Origin of the sequence: Sorangium sp. So ce321 (assembly GCF_051530195.1) — a bacterium.
GTDB lineage: Bacteria > Myxococcota_A > Polyangia > Polyangiales > Polyangiaceae > Sorangium.
Genome location: NZ_CP150329.1, coordinates 13,194,531 through 13,212,569, shown reverse-complemented (window position 1 = coordinate 13,212,569; position 18,039 = coordinate 13,194,531). Strand labels below are relative to the sequence as shown.

Annotated in this window: 9 protein-coding genes; all 9 read left to right on the top strand. The window is 67.6% G+C overall.

What is annotated here, in order from left to right; translation table 11 throughout:
- The first annotated feature begins 47 nt into the window (after positions 1–47).
- The 9 genes from drmD to drmC all read left to right on the top strand — a co-directional run bounded on the left by drmD (position 48) and on the right by drmC (position 17,935).
- Positions 48–3,518, top strand: a complete 3,471-nt coding sequence (gene drmD / locus WME89_RS49100; RefSeq protein WP_438006403.1) for a DISARM system SNF2-like helicase DrmD — start codon at positions 48–50, stop codon at positions 3,516–3,518.
- Entirely contained in the window at positions 3,515–7,546 is a 4,032-nt protein-coding gene (locus tag WME89_RS49095; RefSeq protein WP_438006402.1) for a type IIL restriction-modification enzyme MmeI, read from the top strand. The genes drmD and WME89_RS49095 overlap by 4 nt, the downstream gene beginning before the upstream one ends.
- Positions 7,543–9,234 carry a DUF262 domain-containing protein gene (locus WME89_RS49090; protein ID WP_438006401.1) on the top strand — a complete coding sequence of 564 codons (1,692 nt, stop codon included), beginning with the start codon at positions 7,543–7,545 and terminating at the stop codon, positions 9,232–9,234. Before WME89_RS49095 ends, WME89_RS49090 begins: the two co-directional genes overlap by 4 nt.
- 64 nt (positions 9,235–9,298) lie before the next feature.
- Positions 9,299–9,823 carry a hypothetical protein gene (locus WME89_RS49085; RefSeq protein ID WP_438006400.1) on the top strand — a complete coding sequence of 175 codons (525 nt, stop codon included), beginning with the start codon at positions 9,299–9,301 and terminating at the stop codon, positions 9,821–9,823.
- A gap of 130 nt (positions 9,824–9,953) precedes the next feature.
- Positions 9,954–10,481 carry a hypothetical protein gene (locus tag WME89_RS49080; RefSeq protein ID WP_438006399.1) on the top strand — a complete coding sequence of 176 codons (528 nt, stop codon included), beginning with the start codon at positions 9,954–9,956 and terminating at the stop codon, positions 10,479–10,481.
- The gene (locus tag WME89_RS49075; RefSeq protein ID WP_438006398.1) at positions 10,478–11,647 is read left to right on the top strand and encodes a hypothetical protein; all 1,170 of its coding nucleotides are present in this window, start codon (positions 10,478–10,480) and stop codon (positions 11,645–11,647) included. The genes WME89_RS49080 and WME89_RS49075 overlap by 4 nt, the downstream gene beginning before the upstream one ends.
- 215 nt (positions 11,648–11,862) lie before the next feature.
- The gene (gene drmA / locus WME89_RS49070) at positions 11,863–15,318 is read left to right on the top strand and encodes a DISARM system helicase DrmA (RefSeq protein ID WP_438006397.1); all 3,456 of its coding nucleotides are present in this window, start codon (positions 11,863–11,865) and stop codon (positions 15,316–15,318) included.
- Complete coding sequence (gene drmB / locus WME89_RS49065) at positions 15,315–17,162, top strand: DrmB family protein (RefSeq protein WP_438006396.1); 1,848 nt, start codon at positions 15,315–15,317, stop codon at positions 17,160–17,162. The genes drmA and drmB overlap by 4 nt, the downstream gene beginning before the upstream one ends.
- The gene (drmC, locus tag WME89_RS49060; protein ID WP_438006395.1) at positions 17,159–17,935 is read left to right on the top strand and encodes a DISARM system phospholipase D-like protein DrmC; all 777 of its coding nucleotides are present in this window, start codon (positions 17,159–17,161) and stop codon (positions 17,933–17,935) included. The genes drmB and drmC overlap by 4 nt, the downstream gene beginning before the upstream one ends.
- The last annotated feature ends 104 nt before the right edge of the window (positions 17,936–18,039 follow it).

Here is an 18,039-nt window from a genome sequence, read left to right as displayed (position 1 = left end):
ACAACGAACCGCTCGGCTTCGACGGCAAAGCCTTCTACCATCCCGCCGTGGTTTCGCCCTCGACGCGCTCGGTCCTCCTGACCCTCTCCAGGCCCCGGCTTATCGCGCTCGGCCAGGCCCTGTCGATCGCCGTCCCCCCGAGCGGCACCCGGGAGCAGCAGGCCGACGCCCTGCTGCACGCGGGCACGCTCCGCTTCCGCGAGCTGCTCGCGCGTCTCGGTCGTGACGAGCTCAAGATCGCGTGCCGGGCCCACGGCCTCGACGAAGAAAGCCGCTCTCGCCCCGAGCTCGCCGCGCGCCTCCTCCAGGCCCACGGCGCCGCCGAGAGCGCGCCGCCGCCGCCGATCTTCGTCGCCCACCAGGCTCCCCGGTACGCCCCGCGCCCAGGCGACATCGTCTCCGTTCGCCACCGCCAGTGGCTGGTCGAGGGCGTGGTAGCGCCCCCCGTCGAGGGGAACTCCACCCTCGTACGCCTCGTCTGCCTCGACGACGACAACCAGGGCCGACCGCTCGAGGTCCTCTGGGAGCTCGAGCTCGGCGCTCGTGTCCTTCACCCGGAGGCGCATGGCCTCGGTGACATCACCCGCATCGACCCGCCCCGGCACTTCGCGGCCTACCTGCACGCGCTCAAGTGGAGCGCCGTCACCGCGACCGACGCGAAGCTCTTCCAGGCTCCGTTCCGGGCTGGCATCAAGCTGATGGACCATCAGCTCACCCCGCTCCGCAAGGCCCTCCAGCTCCCGCGCGCCAACCTCTTCATCGCCGACGACGTCGGCCTCGGCAAGACCATCGAGGCGGGCCTCGTGGCCCAGGAGCTCCTCCTTCGCCAGCGCATCGACTTCATCCTGATCGCCTGCCCTGCCTCGGTGTGCCTCCAGTGGCGGGACGAGATGGAGAAGCGCTTCGGCCTCCACTTCGAGGTGATGAGCCGCCCCTTCGTCGGCCGGCGCCGGCAGGAGCGCGGCTTCGCCGTCAACCCCTGGAACACGCACACCCGGTTCATCCTCTCGCACGCGCTCCTCCGGCGACCCGAGTACCGCGACCGGCTCCTCCAGCACCTCGGCGACCGCGCGCCCAAGAGCCTCTTGATCCTCGACGAAGCCCACGTCGCTGCGCCGGCCAGCTCAAGCCGCTACGCCGTCGACTCCAAGATCACCGATGTCATCCGCGACATCGCGCCACGCTTCGAGAACCGGCTGTTCCTGAGCGCCACGCCGCACAACGGCCACTCCAACAGCTTCTCCTCGCTCCTCGAGATCCTCGACCCCCAGCGCTTCACCCGCGGCGTGCCCGTGCGCGGGCAGAAGCAGCTCGACGCTGTCATGGTGCGCCGGCTCAAGGAAGACCTGCGCAAGCTCGGGGTCGAACAGTTTCCCCTCCGCCGCCTCCTCCGGCTCGAGCTCGCGCAAAAGGGCGATGGCGAAACCTTCGCGGAGCTCGATCTGGCCAGGCTCCTCGCCGAGTACACCGAACTCGTCCGGCCCGCGCAGGGGCAGGGCAAGCTCGTCTTCATCAACCTGCAGAAGCGGCTGCTCAGCAGCGTCGAGGCGTTCGCCCGCACCCTCGAGGCGCATCACCGCGCCGTGGCCGCGGGGCGCACCAGGACCAGCGTGCAGGTCTCGCTGTTGAACGACGAAGACGAGTACGGCGTCGACGATGATGCGCTCGACCAGGCCGACGAGAGCAGCGTGGAGACGGCCTCGCGGGCCCTCACGCCGGGCGACCAGGCCCGCAAGCTGCTCGACCGCATGCGCAGCCTCGCCCAGCAGAACCGCGGCGCGGCTGACGCGAAGGTCCGCTGGCTGCTCGACTGGATCCGCAAGAACCAGTGCCCCGCGGCGCAGGTCGGAGGCGTGGCGCCCAAGGCCCCGCGTGAAGGCCGAAAGTGGACCGATCGCCGGGTGATCCTCTTCACCGAGTACGGCGACACCAAGCGCTACCTCCAGCAGCTCCTCCAGGCGGCCATCGACGGCACCGACCGCGCCGACGAGCGCATCCTGGTCCTGCACGGCGGCATGGGCGACGAGCAGCGCGAGGAGGTGCAGCGCGCGTTCAACGCCCCGCCCGAGGACCACCCGGTGCGCATCCTCATCGCCACCGACGCCGCGCGGGAGGGCGTCAACCTCCAGGGCCACTGCGCCGACCTCTTCCACTTCGACATTCCGTGGAACCCGGCGCGCCTGGAGCAGCGCAACGGCCGCATCGACCGCTTGCAGCAGGGTTCGCCCGAGGTGCGCTGCCATTATTTCATCTACACCGAGCGCGCCGAGGACCTCGTGCTCAAGGCGCTCGTCGCCAAGGTCGACACCATCCAGCGCGAGCTTGGCTCGATCGGCTCGGTGCTCCTCGACCGGCTCAACGGCGTCCTGGAAGACGGCATCGGCGCGACCACGCTGAGCCAGCTGACGGCCGCCGAGGAAGCCGGGGGGCTCAAGGCGACGGCGTCGATCGAGCTCGAGTCCGAGCGCGGGGATCTCCAGAAGCTGCGCGACGAGATCGAGGAGGCCGGCGCGATCCTCAACCGCTCGCGCAAGGTGATGGATTTCGATCCGGTGCTGCTCCGAGAGACGCTGGACGTCGGCCTCGAGCTTTCGGGCGCCCCACGCCTCAAGGCGGCCTCGGTGCCGGACGCCGAGGCGTGGACCGCGCCCGAGCTGCCGGAGTCGTGGCAGCCCACGCTCGACACCCTTCGCCCGCCGCGACGCCGCGACGAGCCGTTCTGGGAGTTCCGCAAGCGGCCTCCACAGCCCATCGTGTTTCGGCCCCCGCCGCACATGAACAGTGCGCTCTCGCACCTGCACCTCCAGCACCCCTTCGTGCAGCGGGTCCTCGGCCGGTTCCTCTCCCAGGGATATAGCGCCCACGATCTCAGCCGCGTCACCGTCGTGCGCACCCGCCACGACTCGCTCACCCGGGTCATCGCCTTCGGCCGGCTCTCGCTCTTCGGCAGCGGCGCGACGCGGCTTCACGATCAGCTCGTGAGCGTGGCGGCGCGGTGGATCGACGGGAAGGAGGCGGAGATCTCTCCCTTCGCCGAGGAGGCCGACAAGAAGGCCATCGAGATGCTGGAGCAGGTCCTCGCCGAGTCGCCGAAGCTGACCGAGGTCTCCGAGGGGAACCAGAACAAGGTCCGCGGGGCCGCGCCCGCGCTCTTCGCGGCGCTCTGGCCGCACATCCGCGACGAGGCCGACGCCCTTGCGCACGAGGCCGAACGCAAGCTCGTGCAGCGGGGCGCTGAGGAGTCGGAGGCGATGCGCAAGATCCTCGTCGCGCAGCGCGTGGCCATCTACGACGAGGTCGCGAGGCGGGCACAGATGACGTTCGACGACCTCCAGAACTTCGACAAGCGCGAGGAGGAACAGCTCCGGAAGGAGCGGCAGCACATGGATGAGCGCCTCTCGCGCATCGATGACGAGATCGAGCGCGAGCCCAAGCAGATCGAGGCCCTCTACCGGGTGGCGTTACGAAGGCTGGAGCCTGTGGGCCTGGTGGTCCTGTGGCCGGAGACACGAGGATGAGCGACATCGAGCAACGCTTTCACGAGACCTGGCTGGGCATGGTCCAGCCCATCGACGGCCTCGTCGTGTCCATCCCGGTGCTCGTCGATGCCCAGTGCATGGAGCGGCAGCCTCCCGAGACCCAGGGCAAGCTCGCCGCGCTCTGCCCCGCCACGGGCGAATCCGAGGCTGGCCTGACCGGTCGCGCCATCGGTGACCTCTCCCGGTTCTTCGCCGAGCTTCTCGGCTTCGGCCCGGAGCTGTTCGACACGGGCGACGCGCTCCCCGATGAGCTCTCGCTCTACGTGCCCGAGGGCAAGCAGACCTTGCGCCCCACGCTTGCACTCCGGAAGCAGGACGACGCTCCGCCGTCCGCCGGCGCCGACACCACACCCGCGAGCCGCGCCGGGGCACGTTACGAGATGCTCGTCTGGGACCTCCCCCGCGGCCTCGATCTCGACCGCTCGGAGGCCGTCACCGGCTCGTGGGACTACCCACCGGCCGCCAAGCTCGACCGGTTCCTCCGCCATTGCCGCGTGCCGATTGGCCTCCTCACCAACCGGGAGGTCGTGCGGCTCATCTACGCGCCTCACGGCGAGTCGTCGGGGGCGATCACCTTCAAGCTCGACGAGATGGCCAGCGTCGGCGGCCGGCCGATCCTCGACGCCTTCGTCATGCTCCTCTCGGCGAGCCGCTTCTTCGCCGTCGCCCGCGAGCGCGCCCTCCCGGCCCTGCTCGCGGAGAGCCGGAAGCGCCAGGCCAACGTCACCAACGAGCTCGCCGATCAGGTCTTCGAGGCCCTCGCCATCCTGCTCCGCGGCTTCGAGGCGGCGGCTGAACGCGACCGCCGGGATCTGCTCGACGACGCGCTCGCCCGCAAGAACGACCACCTCTATAAAGGGCTGCTCACGGTCCTGCTCCGCCTGGTGTTCTTGCTCTACGCCGAGGACCGCGGGTTATTGCCGGTCGAGCACCCGATCTACGAGAAGCACTTCTCGGTGATTGGCCTCTTCGAGCAGCTCCAGGTAGATCACGGGACTTACCCCGACTCGATGTCGCGCCGCTTCGGGGCCTGGGGCCGGCTCATCAGCGTCTTTCGCGCCATCTTCCTCGGGATGGATCACGGCACGCTGCACATGCCCGCGCGCCGAGGATCGCTCTTCGACCCGCACACCTATCCGTTTCTCGAGGGGTGGGGCCCTGCGGGTAGCTCGCCGATCAAGGCGCCCGAGGCGCAGGCCGATGTCCGGGTGCCGACGATCGACGACGAGACCGTCTACCGGGTTCTCCACAAGCTGCTCTATTTCGAGGGACAGCGGCTCTCGTACCGAGCGCTCGACGTGGAGCAGATCGGGAGCGTGTACGAGGCACTGATGGGGTATCACGTGGTGCGCGTCACGGCAGATGCGGTGTGCATGCGGCCCGATCGGCTGTGGGTGACGGCCGACGAGGTGCTCGCGGTCCCGGCGGGGCGGCGGGCGAAGTGGATCAAGGAGACGATCGGGTTGACGGCGGCGCAGGCGGAGAAGCTCGCAGGGGAGATCGCCGGGGCGGGGGATGCGAAGGGCGCCCTCGAGGCGCTCGCAAAACTCTCTGCCGGAGGGCGCAAGGCGGATCCGACGCTTTCGCGGGCCCGGGCGCTCCAGCTCGTGCTGCAACCCGGGACCGAGCGGCGGCGGACGAGCTCGCACTACACGCCGCGGAGCCTGTCGGCGCCGATCGTGCGGCGGACGCTCGAGCCGCTGCTCACGGTGATGGGCGAGGAGCCGGCGTCGGAGCGGCTCCTGGAGCTGAAGATCTGCGATCCGGCGATGGGCTCGGGGGCTTTTTTGGTGGAGGCGTGCCGGTTCCTCGCCGACCACGTGGTCGCGGCCTGGACGCGGGAGGGGAAGCTCGAGGGGGGCGGCAAGGATCGCGTCGACCCGCTGATGCATGCTCGGAGGCTGGTGGCGCAGAAGTGCTTGTATGGAGTGGACAAGAACGAGTCGGCAGTCGATCTGGCTAAGCTGAGCTTGTGGCTGGTGACGCTAGCGCGGGATCTGCCGTTCACATTTGTGGATCATGCGCTCCGGCATGGAGACTCGCTGGTGGGGCTCGATTTCGATCAGATTCGTAGCTTCCATTGGAATCCGGGGAAGCAGCTCGAACTGTTCAACAAGGAGCTCGATGCGGCGCTCTTGGAGGCCATCGGGTTGCGGCAGCAGATTTTGGTGCTGGCGAATGATGAGGATCCGAATGCGCAGCGGGAGAAGGAGCGGTTGCTATGGGATGCGCAGGATGCTCTGGATCGCGTGCGGTTGATTGGAGATCTGGTGGTGGGAGCCTTTTTTGCTCACGAGAAAGAGAAAGAACGGGATAAGGAGCGAGAACGGCGGCTAGAACTTGTGCGGGCCTGGTTGCAAGGGGGCGGAAGCGCGCCCGAGCAATTGGTGGGGATGCAAGCGAACGTGCGCGAAATGATTCCAGTGTTTCACTGGATGGTGGAATTTCCCGAGGTGTTCTATGTCGAGCGGCCGGATCCGCTTAATAAACATCGGGGCAATCGCGCAGCATCGTCTATGAATGCGTTCCTGGGGAACCCACCCTTTCTTGGAAAGAACGGCATAGCTGAGTCAAATGGACAGTGCTACGTGCCCTGGTTGTTGGCCGTCCACCCGGGCGCGCACGGCAACGCTGATCTGGCCGCACATTTCTTCCGGCGAGCTGACAGTCTTATCGGATCGCACGGCATGCTCGGATTCATCGCGACGAATACCATTGCGCAAGGGGACACACGCGCTAGTGGCCTCCAGCACTTGGTAGCCGGTGGCGCCATCATCTATGAGGCCACAAAGTCGCTGCCCTGGCCAGGCCAGGCTGCCGTCGCAGTGTCGGTTGTCCATGCAGCGAAGGGCACGCCGGCGAACGGCGTTCGTGCTCGTCTCGACGGGGTCTCCGTCGCAACCATAAACTCCCGCCTGCGCGCAGGTGCGGAGCGCGCAGATCCATTGGACTTGCAGGCGAACAAACTGCTCAGCCTGGGTGGCTGTTTCATTATGGGCACTGGATTTATTCTCTCCGAGGAGGAACGCGAGAGATTCGTTCGTGTCGACTTAAAGAATACGGAGCGGATTTTCCCCTTGCTTGGAGGCGAGGATCTCAACACAAACCCTCGACAGAAAAGCTCTAGATTTGTTATCGACTTCGGGGATGCATCGTTGCGCGAAGCTTCCGAGTGGCCCGCGCTCGTGGCGCACCTCGAAGCGACGGTGAAACCTGCTCGGGCAGGTATACAGCGCCGGGATCGCCGTGATGCGTGGTGGCTATTTGCGTCCCGCGTGCCCCAGCTTAAGCTTTACTTCAAGACGCATGAGCGAGCGTTGGTTGTGTGTCAGACATCGGCGAATCATGCGATCGCTTTTCTCCCTCGTGGACCAGTTGTCTCCAATACGCTCGTGGTGTTTCTTCTTGATGCCTCCACAGCCTTCGCACTTCTCCAATCGCGCATTCACGGCCTTTGGGCGCGATTGCTGTCAGCATCAATGAAGATGGATCTGAGGTACATGCCTACGGACTGCTTCGAGACCTTTCCTTTCCCTCAGCCCGACCCGCGCACCGTCATCCCATCCCTCGAAGCCATCGGAGAGCGGCTCTACACCACCCGCGCCGCCTACATGCTCGATGAGAACGTCGGCCTGACCATAACCTACAACCGACTCAAGGACCCGGGCAACCAGGAGCACCGCATCCTCGAACTTCGCCGCCTCCACGAGAAGATGGACCGCGCCGTGCTCGACGCCTACGGCTGGACCGACGTCGAGGTTCCGCCCTATTGCCCCCCCGGCGATGACGACAAGAAGAAGCTCGAGCGCTTCGAGGACGAGGTCATCGACCGGCTCTTCGTGCTCAACGCCAAGCGCGCCGAGGAGGAGAAGCTCAAGGGGCTCGCTTCGGGGGCCAAGCAGAAGGGGGCCAGCAAGGGGCCAGCGAAGAAGGCGCCGAAGAAGAAGACCGACATGGCCGAGGGGCAGGTGGAGCTGAGATTGCTAACGGAGGACGACGAGTCATGAGCGGATCGATCAGCGGCAAAGAGTGGGGCGTCGGCGACCTGTTCGGGCGGGAGTTCGTCTTCCAGATCCCGCCTTACCAGCGCCCCTACGCCTGGGAGGTCCAGCAAGCTGGGGAGCTCTTCGACGACCTCGACACGGCGCTCGGTGAGGTCTCGCCCGCCAAGCTGGAGCAGGCTCCCCCGTACTTTCTCGGCAGCATCGTCATCATCAAGTCCGGCGGCGATGCCAGGGCGGAGGTCGTCGACGGACAGCAGCGGCTAACGACGCTCACAATCCTGCTCGCTGCGCTCCGATCGGAGATCGAAGACCCCGACGTTCGCTCCCAGCTCCGCGATCTCATCTATGAACCCGAGAACCGCCTGCGCCGCACCCCGGCCCGCTATCGCCTGTCCCTCCGGGAACGGGACGAAGAGTTTTTCCGCAAGCACATCCAGAACGATGGCGCCCTCGAAACGCTCGACGGCGTGAACGAAGGGCAGATCTCCGATAGCCAGCGCAACCTCGTCCGCAACGCGAGAGCCCTGCGCGAGCGGGTGCAGGCGCTCACCCCGGAGCGCCGGGTGCTGCTGGCGCAATACCTCGTGGCCCGGAGCTTCCTCGTGGTGGTGTCGACACCCACCTTCGAGTCTGCGTATCGGATCTTCTCGGTCCTGAACGACCGTGGCATGGACCTGTCCCACGCCGACGTGCTCAAGGCGGACGTGCTCGGCGGCCTCGCACGCGAAGACGAGCGCGAGGCGTACGCGGCGAGGTGGGAAGAAGTCGAGGAAGACCTCGGGCGTGACGCGTTTCGGGACCTGATCTCGTATGTGAGGACGATCTTCGTCCGCAAGAAGGTGGAGAAAAGCGTGCTAGCCGAGGTCCGCGAGCTCATCAAGCCGGCCAGCCGTCCGAAGTGGTTCCTGGACGAGGTGATCTTTCCCTACGCCGACGCTCTGGACATCATCCGCAGCGCGTCGTACCAGAGCACCGGCGACACCTCGACGATCAACGGGCTCCTCCGCTGGCTCGAACGCATCGACAACGTGGACTGGGTGCCACCCGCGCTCGTGCTCGTCTCCGTGTGGCAGGCGGCCCCCGACGAGCTCACGCGGGCGCTCTCGGCGCTGGAGCGGCTGGCCTCGCTGCTCATGGTGGGGCGCGCGGACGTCAACGAGCGCATCAACCGCTACGCCAGCTTGCTCGAAGCGCTCACCACCGGCAAGGACATCGAGGCGGCCTGCAAGGCGATGGAGCCGACGACGGACGATCTCCAGCGAGCGCGGGCTATCGTCGACGGGGATCTCTACCTGAATTCGAGGGTCCGCGCCTACGTGCTGCTCCGCCTCGACGCCGCGCTCGCCGAGAGCAAGGTACCGAACGCCCAGGAGAGCCCCACGGTCGAGCACGTGCTGCCGCAGACCCCGCCGGCCGGCAGCGAGTGGCTCGCCTGGTGGCCGGACGACGCGGTCCGGCAGCGCTGGCTTCACCGGCTCGGCAACCTGCTCCTGCTCTCCCGGCGCAAGAACGCTCAGGCGCAGAACCTCGAGTTCGAGGTGAAGAAGGCCAGGTACTTTTCGGCGAAGGGGGGTGTATCGAGCTTTCCGCTGACCACGCAGGTCCTGCAAGAGAAGGAGTGGACGCCGGCCGTGGTGGAGCGGCGGCAGGCGGCGCTGCTGGCGCGGCTGGAGGCGACCTGGGCCGGCTGACGCGCGGATGTCGCTTCCTGACTCCACAAACGGGGATCGCGCAACCAGGATCGAGGAGTACGAGATGAGCGAATGGGTCTACAAGGCCACGACGACGAAGATCGGCTACGAGGACACCAGGCACCTCGCCCTGAAGTTCAACTTCCTGGCCCGATCGGCGTTCACGCGCAAGGGTACGCGCCCTGCCAATGTACGCAAGGTGATGCCCGACGACATCATTCACTTCTACTATCGTCTCGGGGACGGCCACGTGGAGACGCTCGGTAGCTTCCGTGTGATCGATGGAGGTGCGCGCTTCCCGAACCAGTTCTCCGATTATATCCCCGGGACGGCGCTCGTCCGCGTGAAGGAGACGAGCGCCGATCTCATCCGGGAGCTGGAGCACGACAACAAGCGCGATCCCGAGAAGGGGTATGTGCGCGATCCGCGGGAGAAGGTATTCACGGGCTGGGCGATCGAAAGAGTCGAGGGCACGCAGGCGCCGGATTTCGACCAGGAGAAGCTCTTTCCCAGCGCCCGGAGCACGCTTGCGCCGTATCCGCGTCCGAAGCCGACCGCCAAGGACCCGAACGAAGAAGAGCGAGGTTGAGCGTCAGCCGTATCCGCGGAGAGAAAAAAAATGAGCGAGAAGACAATGGCAGAGCCGCATGGGTCGCGGTCGAGTGGCCAACGCTGAGCGGACTTGCGGTCCGCTCGTGAGCGCGTCAAAAGGTCGTCCTGTGGCTGAGCCCATCCGTCTCGATCTCACCCGACTCGGCGAGGTTTCTCGCCTGAGCCCGACCGTCGTTGCGTATCTTTCGGAGGCCGCGTCGGTCGTGCTCGACCTCTACCACCCGGCTCCTCCGCCCCCGACTCCGGGCGTGCTCGTCCGGAGAGCCGAAGAACTGCCCGTGGCGCTTTCCTGGCCAGCGCCTACAAAGCAGCAGCGCGAGAGCCACCAGAACGAAAAGGACGCCCCCGAAGACGGCGCCTGCGCGGTGGCGATCGCCACGGTCCACGAGCTCGGCTATACCGTCATGCGACGAACCCGTCAGGGGTCGGGCTGCGACTACCTGATGGTGCCCAGGGGCGAGCCCGAGAACGACTTTCTCAAGCTGGAGGTCTCGGGGACGGGAGACGGCAATCTTGCCAGCAGGCTCAAGGAGAAGGTCGCTCAAGGGAAGGGCGGCGATCTCCAGCGCCCTGGGATGGCCATCGTGGTGGGCTTCAAGGCGGCGCGGATTGTCGTAGAGGGGTGGGAAAAATGACGGGCTTTCTGCAGGATGCCCGCGGGCATCAGAGCGAGGCCCTCGCCTTCGAGGCCGAGCGCGCATGGAAAGCCGGCGACCGGGCGCGGGCGCTGTCGCTCTTCGCCCAGGCGGCGGACCTTGAGTACCAGGTGGCTCGGGACGTGCCGGGCGAGCAGCCCCGCGTGCGTGGCGTGCTTGCGATCAGTGCGGTGGCGCTCTGGATTGACGCGCGTCGCTATGACGATGCCGCGCGGGCGGCCTGCGAGTTTCTGGCACGGCCCGAGATGCTCACCGAGCAAGCGCGCTCGGACCTTCAGATGCTCCTCGAGCGGGCGTTTCGCGAGAGGGCGCTGGCGAAAGCCATCGACAATATGACGGACGCCGTCCCGATCGAGGTGAAGCTGGCTGGCGGGCTGGTTCGGGCGGGCATCGCGCCCGCCGCGTTGATTCGTGAGCGGCAGGAGGTGGTAACTGCTCTCGTGGTACGGGCTGCCGAGTGGCGCATGGGGAGACCCTTCCGGAAGGCGGGCGCCGCGCGTCAGGTCACAGACAGGATCCGGTTCTTCGAGGCCCCGGCCGCTGTCGCGAGCTACGGGATCCGGCTCTTCGTCGCGTCCGGTGGACCCGCCGTGTTGCCAGGGATGGAGGCTGAGTCCATCGGTCCGGAGGAGGCCGTGGCCGAGTTCCTGGCGATTGCTGCCGCTGCGCAGGAGGGGCCTGATGCGTTGCGCCAGCATGTCGATCAGGAAGCTTACTTGAAGACGTTCATGGTCGGCTTCCGGGACATGGCTCCAGATGGGGCCACGGTCGGCACGGTCACGTTCTCGAGCCCTAGCTGGCGCTCCGCCGTTCCGCCACTCGCGTTCGAGCCCATCCACCGGCAACGGCTCACCACAGGCCTCCTGGCGCAGCTCCGCGCCGACGAGAGGGTCGAGATCGAAGGGACACTGAAGGAAGTGAACCTCCGGGCGCGCAGACCGTACATCGGCGTGGAGACCGCGGACGGTGACCCCGCGCGCTTCTTCATCAAGCGCGGGGAGCTCGACGACACGATCGGACCAAAGCTCAACCGCCGGGTGCTCGTCTCCGGGATCAAGAGGAAGAAGAAGGACGGCACGGTCGTGAAGGACGCGCTCGACGTCGTGCTCCTGGAGGGTGAACCCCGGGACGGTTCAGGAGGGTGACCGACTCCGATTAGATGCGCTCTACACCGAAGTCATCCCGCAATTGGTCGGCCACGGGCCGCCACGCCGCAGATCGGCCGGGACGATGACAAGAAGCGGAGCCGCCGCCCGCCCGAAGGGTCGCGCCAGGAACAGAATTACAGTGGTTTCAAGGGTCTCTCGATCCCGGTCGTTTTGCGTTTCGCCGAACCGGCGACGTGTATCCTCGTCCCTCGATGCCGTCTGTGTCCGTCCGCTCGGCCCTCGTCACCGCGCTCGAAGCAGATCTCGTCGGCCCCTTCTACCCCGACGCTACGGCCGGCCCGCAGGACGAGCTCCTGCCCCTCCCGCCGTCGCGCTGGTACCTCACCGGCTTCCTCGCTCCACAGGCAGACCGGGAAACCAAAGACCCGACGGCCGATGAGGAGTTCAGCGGACCCGAGGAGGACGACGACGAGGACAGCGCGGCTGCCGAGCCGGAGCCCAAGCAGAAAAACAACTTCCCGGCCTCGATGGGCCTTTCGGTGTTCCTCCCAAGGCCTCCGACTGACGGCGCCGACACGATCCGTGCCACCGTCACGTTCGCCGACTACGTCCGCGACGAGCAGCCGACGGGTGACGGAAAGAAGCGCCGGGTCGGCTGGCGTCGCGTCCCCCAGCCTCCGCGCAGCGTCGATCTCGCCTTGGAGGCGCGAGTCATCGAGCAGGGCGTCCCGCTGGGGGACAAGCTCGGCATCCTCGTCTGCGGCAAGCTCGCGCCCGCGGACGCGCCAGGTCTCCCGCCGGGCACGCGCGCCCTCTCGCTCTTTGTGGTCAACCGGCGCCCGGCCGGCGAGAAGGGCCGCCAGGACGAGCAGTTCATCTTTCAGGTGAAGCTCGAGCTCTCCTACGCCGGTGGTTTCGTCCAGCGCCCGAACCGACAGGGAGAGGGCGCCCGGGACTTCGATGATCGCGTGGCCGACCTCCAGTTCCGGGACCACTTCGAGTGGGCCGTGGGCCACGGCGTCTCCGTCGAGGTGCCGGAGAGCCAGGGCCCGGTCACTCGGCTCTGCACGACCTGGATCCCCCGGCAGGAGGTCCGCCGGGTGATCACCCGAGAGGAACGCAAGGATCTGCCGCCGGGAGAGCCGGCATTCACCACCGACATGGAGACGCTGGGCGCGCTCCCCGACGGCGACGCCGCCCGCGAGAAGCTCGGGTCGATGGTCGAGGCCTACGGGTCCTGGATCGAAGCCCAGGCCCTCATCCCGCTCGACAGCAAGAAGCGCGACGAGACCCGCGTCCAGCTCCTCAAGCGGGCGCGTCACGCCCGGGATCGCATCCAGGAGGGCATCGATCTTCTCGCCCACGATCCAGAGGTGCTCGACGCCTTCCGGCTCATGAACCGCGCCATGGCCCTCGCCGCTCTGCAGCGCAGCCCCGATCGGTACAAGGATGGCAAGCGCCCCACCTGGCGCTTGTTCCAGCTCGCCTTCGTGCTCCTCAACCTGGCCGGTGTCGCCGACGAGAACCACCGGGATCGTGAGGAGGTCGATCTGATCTTCTTCCCGACGGGCGGCGGCAAGACCGAAGCCTACCTCGGCGTGATCGGCTTCACGCTGCTCCTCCGCCGGCTCCGCGGGCAGGCGCGCCCGGACGGCGGCCTTGGCGTCGCCGTGCTTCTCCGCTACACGCTGCGCCTCCTGACGCTCGACCAGCTCGGGCGCGCCGCCACCCTCGTCTGCGCCCTCGAGATTCTGCGCAGAGAGCAGGCACGCCACGATGGGGCCGCAGGTGGCTCCATGCCCCAGGCGCCCTCGGAGCCTTGGCGGCTCGGTGAGGTCCGGTTCTCGGTCGGCCTGTGGGTGGGCCGCTCGGCGACGGCGAACACGATCGAGCAGGTGAAGAAGCTCGTCATCGACTACAAGAACAGCGCCTCGAAGAGCGCGTCATCGCCTTTCCCGCTCACCAACTGCCCGTGGTGCGGGCGCCGCCTCGGCCGCGACAGCCTGGTGCTCGCCCCCAATCGGACCAGCCCGGAGGAGGTAATCGTGAGCTGTGTGACGCCGTCCGGCGAGCCGCCGAGCGACTGCGCCTTCAGCCCACGGAAGAACCCCGAGGGGCTGCCGGTACTCTTCGTCGACGAGCAGATCTACCGCGAGCTCCCGTCGTTCTTGCTCGCCACCGTCGACAAGTTCGCCATGCTGCCCTGGCGGGGCGAGACCGGCATGCTCTTCGGCCGCATCTCCGCGCAGGAAGGCAAGAAGTTCCACGGGCCGCTCGATAAGGCGCCGAAGCACGCCGTGCTCCTCCCCGCGGGCCTGCGCCCCCCCGAGCTGATCGTGCAGGATGAGCTCCACCTCATCTCCGGCCCGCTCGGCACGATGGTCGGCCTCTACGAGACCGCCATCGAGCGGCTCTCGTCTCGCGAGGTCTCTGGCAAGCTCATCTTGCCGAAGATCATCGCCTCGACGGCTACCCTGCGGCGCGCTCAGGAGCAAACCAAGGCGCTCTTCGGCCGGGCCAAGATGTCGCTCTTCCCGCCGCGCGGCGTCGACCACGCCGAGACCTTCTTCGCCTCGCTCGACCGCACGTCGCCCGGGCGTCTCTACATAGGGATCGCGGCCTCCGGTCGCCCGCTCAAGTCCATCCTCCTGCGCACCTACGTCACCTTGCTCGGCACGGCGCAGAGCCGGTTCAGCCCCAAGGGAGCCAAGGATCAACCCGCCGACGCCTACATGACCATCGCCGGCTACTTCAACAGCCTGCGGGAGCTCGGCGGCATGCGGCGGCTGGTCGAAGACGATGTGCGGAAGCGCGTCGGCGCGATCGAGAAGCGCCTGCCGTACGACCACCGCGGAAGCCACCCCTGGGCCCGCGACCGGGTGATCGGGATGCCCGTGGAGCTGACCTCGCGCTTGAAGGCTGGCGCCATCAAGGAGGCCAAGGATCGGCTGGGATCGCCCTTCGTGGCCGAGGATCGCGTGGACGTGCTGCTCGCCAGCAACATGATCTCGGTGGGCGTCGACATCGACCGGCTTGGACTGATGGTCGTGGCCGGCCAGCCTAAGACGACCAGCGAGTACATCCAGGCGTCGAGCCGCGTCGGGCGTCAGCACCCCGGGCTCGTCGTGACGTGCTTCAACGTGCGCAGGCCACGCGACCGCTCCCATTACGAGAGGTTCACCGCGTACCACGAGAGCTTCTACCGCTACGTGGAGGCCACGAGCCTGACCCCGTTCTCGGGGCCGGCGCTCGACCGCGGGCTCGCCGGCGCGCTCCTGTCGATGGTCCGGCTCGGGGATCCCGTGATGACCCCGGCCACGGCGGCGATGGAGATCGGGGCACACCACGCCCTCGCGAACGCCTGCGTCGATGCGCTCGCAAAACGCGCCGGGCGGCACAGCGCCAACCTCCAGGGGGAGGACTACGAACGGACCGTGGCGGCGCTGGAGAGCCGGGGCCACAAGCTCATCGAGGCGTGGGAGAAGCTGGTCCACGAGGCCCGGCACGAGGCCGCTGCCAGACGGTGTTACTCGCCGTACGACAAGGACAGGTCGGCCGGTCGACCGCTGCTCTTCGGGATTACCCGCGACAACGCGCCCGATCCGAACTCGCCCGACGCGCGCTTCGCCGCTCCCACCTCGATGCGCGACGTCGAGCCGTCGGTCCACCTGTGGATCGAGCGCCGAACCCTCGGAGGCAAGCGATGACCACCCGAGGCTCGCCCCGCGGGCAGCAACAACAGCCGGACGGCGCCGTCCGGCAGAGCCAGATCGTGACCACCTTCGGGCCGGGGTCGATGCTCGATCTCCTGAACGACGCCGTGCTGGTCGGCGGTCTCGACTTCTGGAGCTACGACAAGAGCCTCGCCATCCCGTACATCGACGAGCCCCGGCTGCGGGACGCGATCGTGGACCGGTTCCGCCAGCTCGGCCGCGAGCTGAGCCAGGAGTACCCCTTCAGGGGCCCGCCCGCCGGCAACGACCGGGAGCCGACGCGCTTCGCAGGCATCCAGGTGCTGGAGTACCCACAGTGGTTTGTTTGCCAGAACCCCTCGTGCCGAGCCCTCCTCCGCAAGGACGGGCTCGAGCTGAAGAAGCATCATTACTGGCACGCGTGCTCGCGCACCTCGAGCGCGGAGTGCGTGCCGGTGCGCTTCGTGCTCGCCTGCCCGAGGGGCCACGCCGACGAGTTCCCCTGGATCGCCTTCGCCCACGAGTTCCAGCAGCGTCCGAGGTGCGCGTCGCCCTCGCTCACCTTCGAGGAGGGGGCGACCGGCGACTTCAACGAGATCCGGGTTCACTGCGCGTGCGGCGGCAGCGGGCGCATGGCTGACCTGATCGGGGATGGCCTTACGCTGCATTGCCGCGGCGAGCGGCCGTGGCTCGGGCCCCAGGGCAAAGAAGAGTGCCAGGAGGACGCCAAGCTGCTCGTGCGCACGGCGAGCAACTCGTACTTCCCGCAGGTCGTGAGCGCGCTGTCGATCCCGGATCCTTCCGGAGAGCTCCGGGATCGGGTGCGAGCGGTGTGGGACGTGCTGAAGTCCGCCACGAAGGAGAACCTGCCGATCTTCCGCCAGATCGAGAAGGTGCGCCTGGCCCTCGAAGGGCTTGGCGACGCGGAGGTGCTCCGGACCATCCAGGCCCTGTCGAGCGATCGGCCGGTGACCCAGGGGCCGATCCGCACCGCCGAGTACCAGCAGCTCACGAACTCGGAGCTGGAGCTGCCCGGCGATCTGCCCCCTCTCGGGGCGAAGTTCTTCGCACGAACGGCGAAGCCGCGCGACGGCCTTCCCGCGGGGGTTGGCAAGCTCGTGGTGGTGCCGAAGCTGCGGGAGGTCGTGGCTCAAATCGGCTTCACACGCCTCGAGCCGGTGACGCCCGACGTGCAGGGCGAGTACGACCTCGGGGTCAAGAACGCGGCGCTCGGACTCACGACCAACTGGCTGCCGGCGTCCGAGATCTACGGCGAAGGCGTGTTCCTGGAGCTCGACGAGCAGGCCGTGCGCGACTGGGAGGACTGCGATTCAGTCAAGGAGCGGGGTCGCGCGCTGGCCGCGGGCTACGACGCGTGGGCCTCCGACGAGGCTCCCCCGTTCCCCGGCGTGCGGTTCTACTTGCTGCACAGCCTCGCGCACCTGTTGATGTCGGCGATCAGCCTCGAGTGTGGCTACGCGGCGAGCTCGATCCGGGAGCGGATCTACTGCGGCCCCTCGAGCCGGGATCCCACCCCGATGGCCGCCATCCTCCTCTCCACCGGCACCTCCGGCACGGAGGGGACGCTGGGCGGGCTGGTCGATCAGGGCCGCCAGATCCGAGAGCACCTCCAGCATGCCTTCGACCTCGGGCGCCTCTGCTCCAACGACCCGGTGTGCGCCACGCACTCGCCCGAGAAGGACCACGCCGAGCGCTTCCTCGAAGGGGCGGCGTGCCACGGCTGCCTCTTCGTGGCGGAGTGCAGCTGCGAGAGGTTCAACCGCTACCTGGATCGTGCCCTCGTGGTGCCGGCGCTGGGCCACCCCGCCGACCTCGCCTTCTTCAAGATACGGCCATGACAGCGCCTGTCCCCCTCGGGTTGAGCCGGGTGCCTCTTCCCGTGCTCGCGCAGGTGCTGGAGGCGATCGAGCATGGCCGGGTCGACTGCCCGGCCACCGAGGCCGACTTGCTGGCCGGAGGCTTCGGCGCGCTGAGCGGGCCTATAGCGGACGCGCTCACCGGCTGCGATCGGGTGGCCGCAGGCGCGGCGATCCGCCTGGTCATCGCGGAGCGTGTCCACCGGCCGCCGCCGAGGCTCAGCCTCGTGTGGACCGGGCCGGAGGCGTGGGCCAGCGTCTCGCGTGACACCTCGATGGTCGTGCGGGAGCTGTTCGCCGGCGCCCGACGGTCGGTGATCGTCGGCGGCTACGCGTTCGACAAGCCGGAGATCCTGGAGCCGTTACACACGGCGATGGCCGAGCGCGGGGTAACGGCGCAGATCTTCATGGACATTGCTGGCAGCGCCCCCTCCCTGCACACGGCCGACTCGTTCGCCACGAAGATCATCGACAACTTCCTCCGGGAAGTGTGGACGTTTGGCTTGCCGAAGCCGGACATGTACTACGACCCGAGGACGGCGATGCCCGGTCCGCCGTGGGCCAGCCTCCATGCCAAGTGCATCGTGGTCGACGAGGAGAGGACGCTGATCACGTCGGCGAACTTCACGGATCGCGGGCAGACGCGGAACATCGAGGCGGGGGTCTTGATCGAGGATGGACCGTTCGCCGAGGAGGTGAGCGCGCAGTGGCGTCTGCTGATCACGGCGGGCCTGGTGCGACGATATCGCGGGTGAGGGTTGCGCCTGCGAGGCCATACGACACTTGATTCGTATACGTCGACGAGGACTGCCGTTCCCCTCTTTGACGAGCTTTCCATGACGGTGACGAAAACTTTCTC

Coding starts and splice junctions, on each gene's coding strand:
- drmC (WP_438006395.1), top strand. CDS start 17,159: ATGACAGCGCCTGTCCCCCTCGGGTTGAGCCGGGTGCCTCTTCCCGTG.
- WME89_RS49075 (WP_438006398.1), top strand. CDS start 10,478: ATGACGGGCTTTCTGCAGGATGCCCGCGGGCATCAGAGCGAGGCCCTC.
- WME89_RS49090 (WP_438006401.1), top strand. CDS start 7,543: ATGAGCGGATCGATCAGCGGCAAAGAGTGGGGCGTCGGCGACCTGTTC.
- WME89_RS49085 (WP_438006400.1), top strand. CDS start 9,299: ATGAGCGAATGGGTCTACAAGGCCACGACGACGAAGATCGGCTACGAG.
- drmB (WP_438006396.1), top strand. CDS start 15,315: ATGACCACCCGAGGCTCGCCCCGCGGGCAGCAACAACAGCCGGACGGC.
- WME89_RS49095 (WP_438006402.1), top strand. CDS start 3,515: ATGAGCGACATCGAGCAACGCTTTCACGAGACCTGGCTGGGCATGGTC.
- drmA (WP_438006397.1), top strand. CDS start 11,863: ATGCCGTCTGTGTCCGTCCGCTCGGCCCTCGTCACCGCGCTCGAAGCA.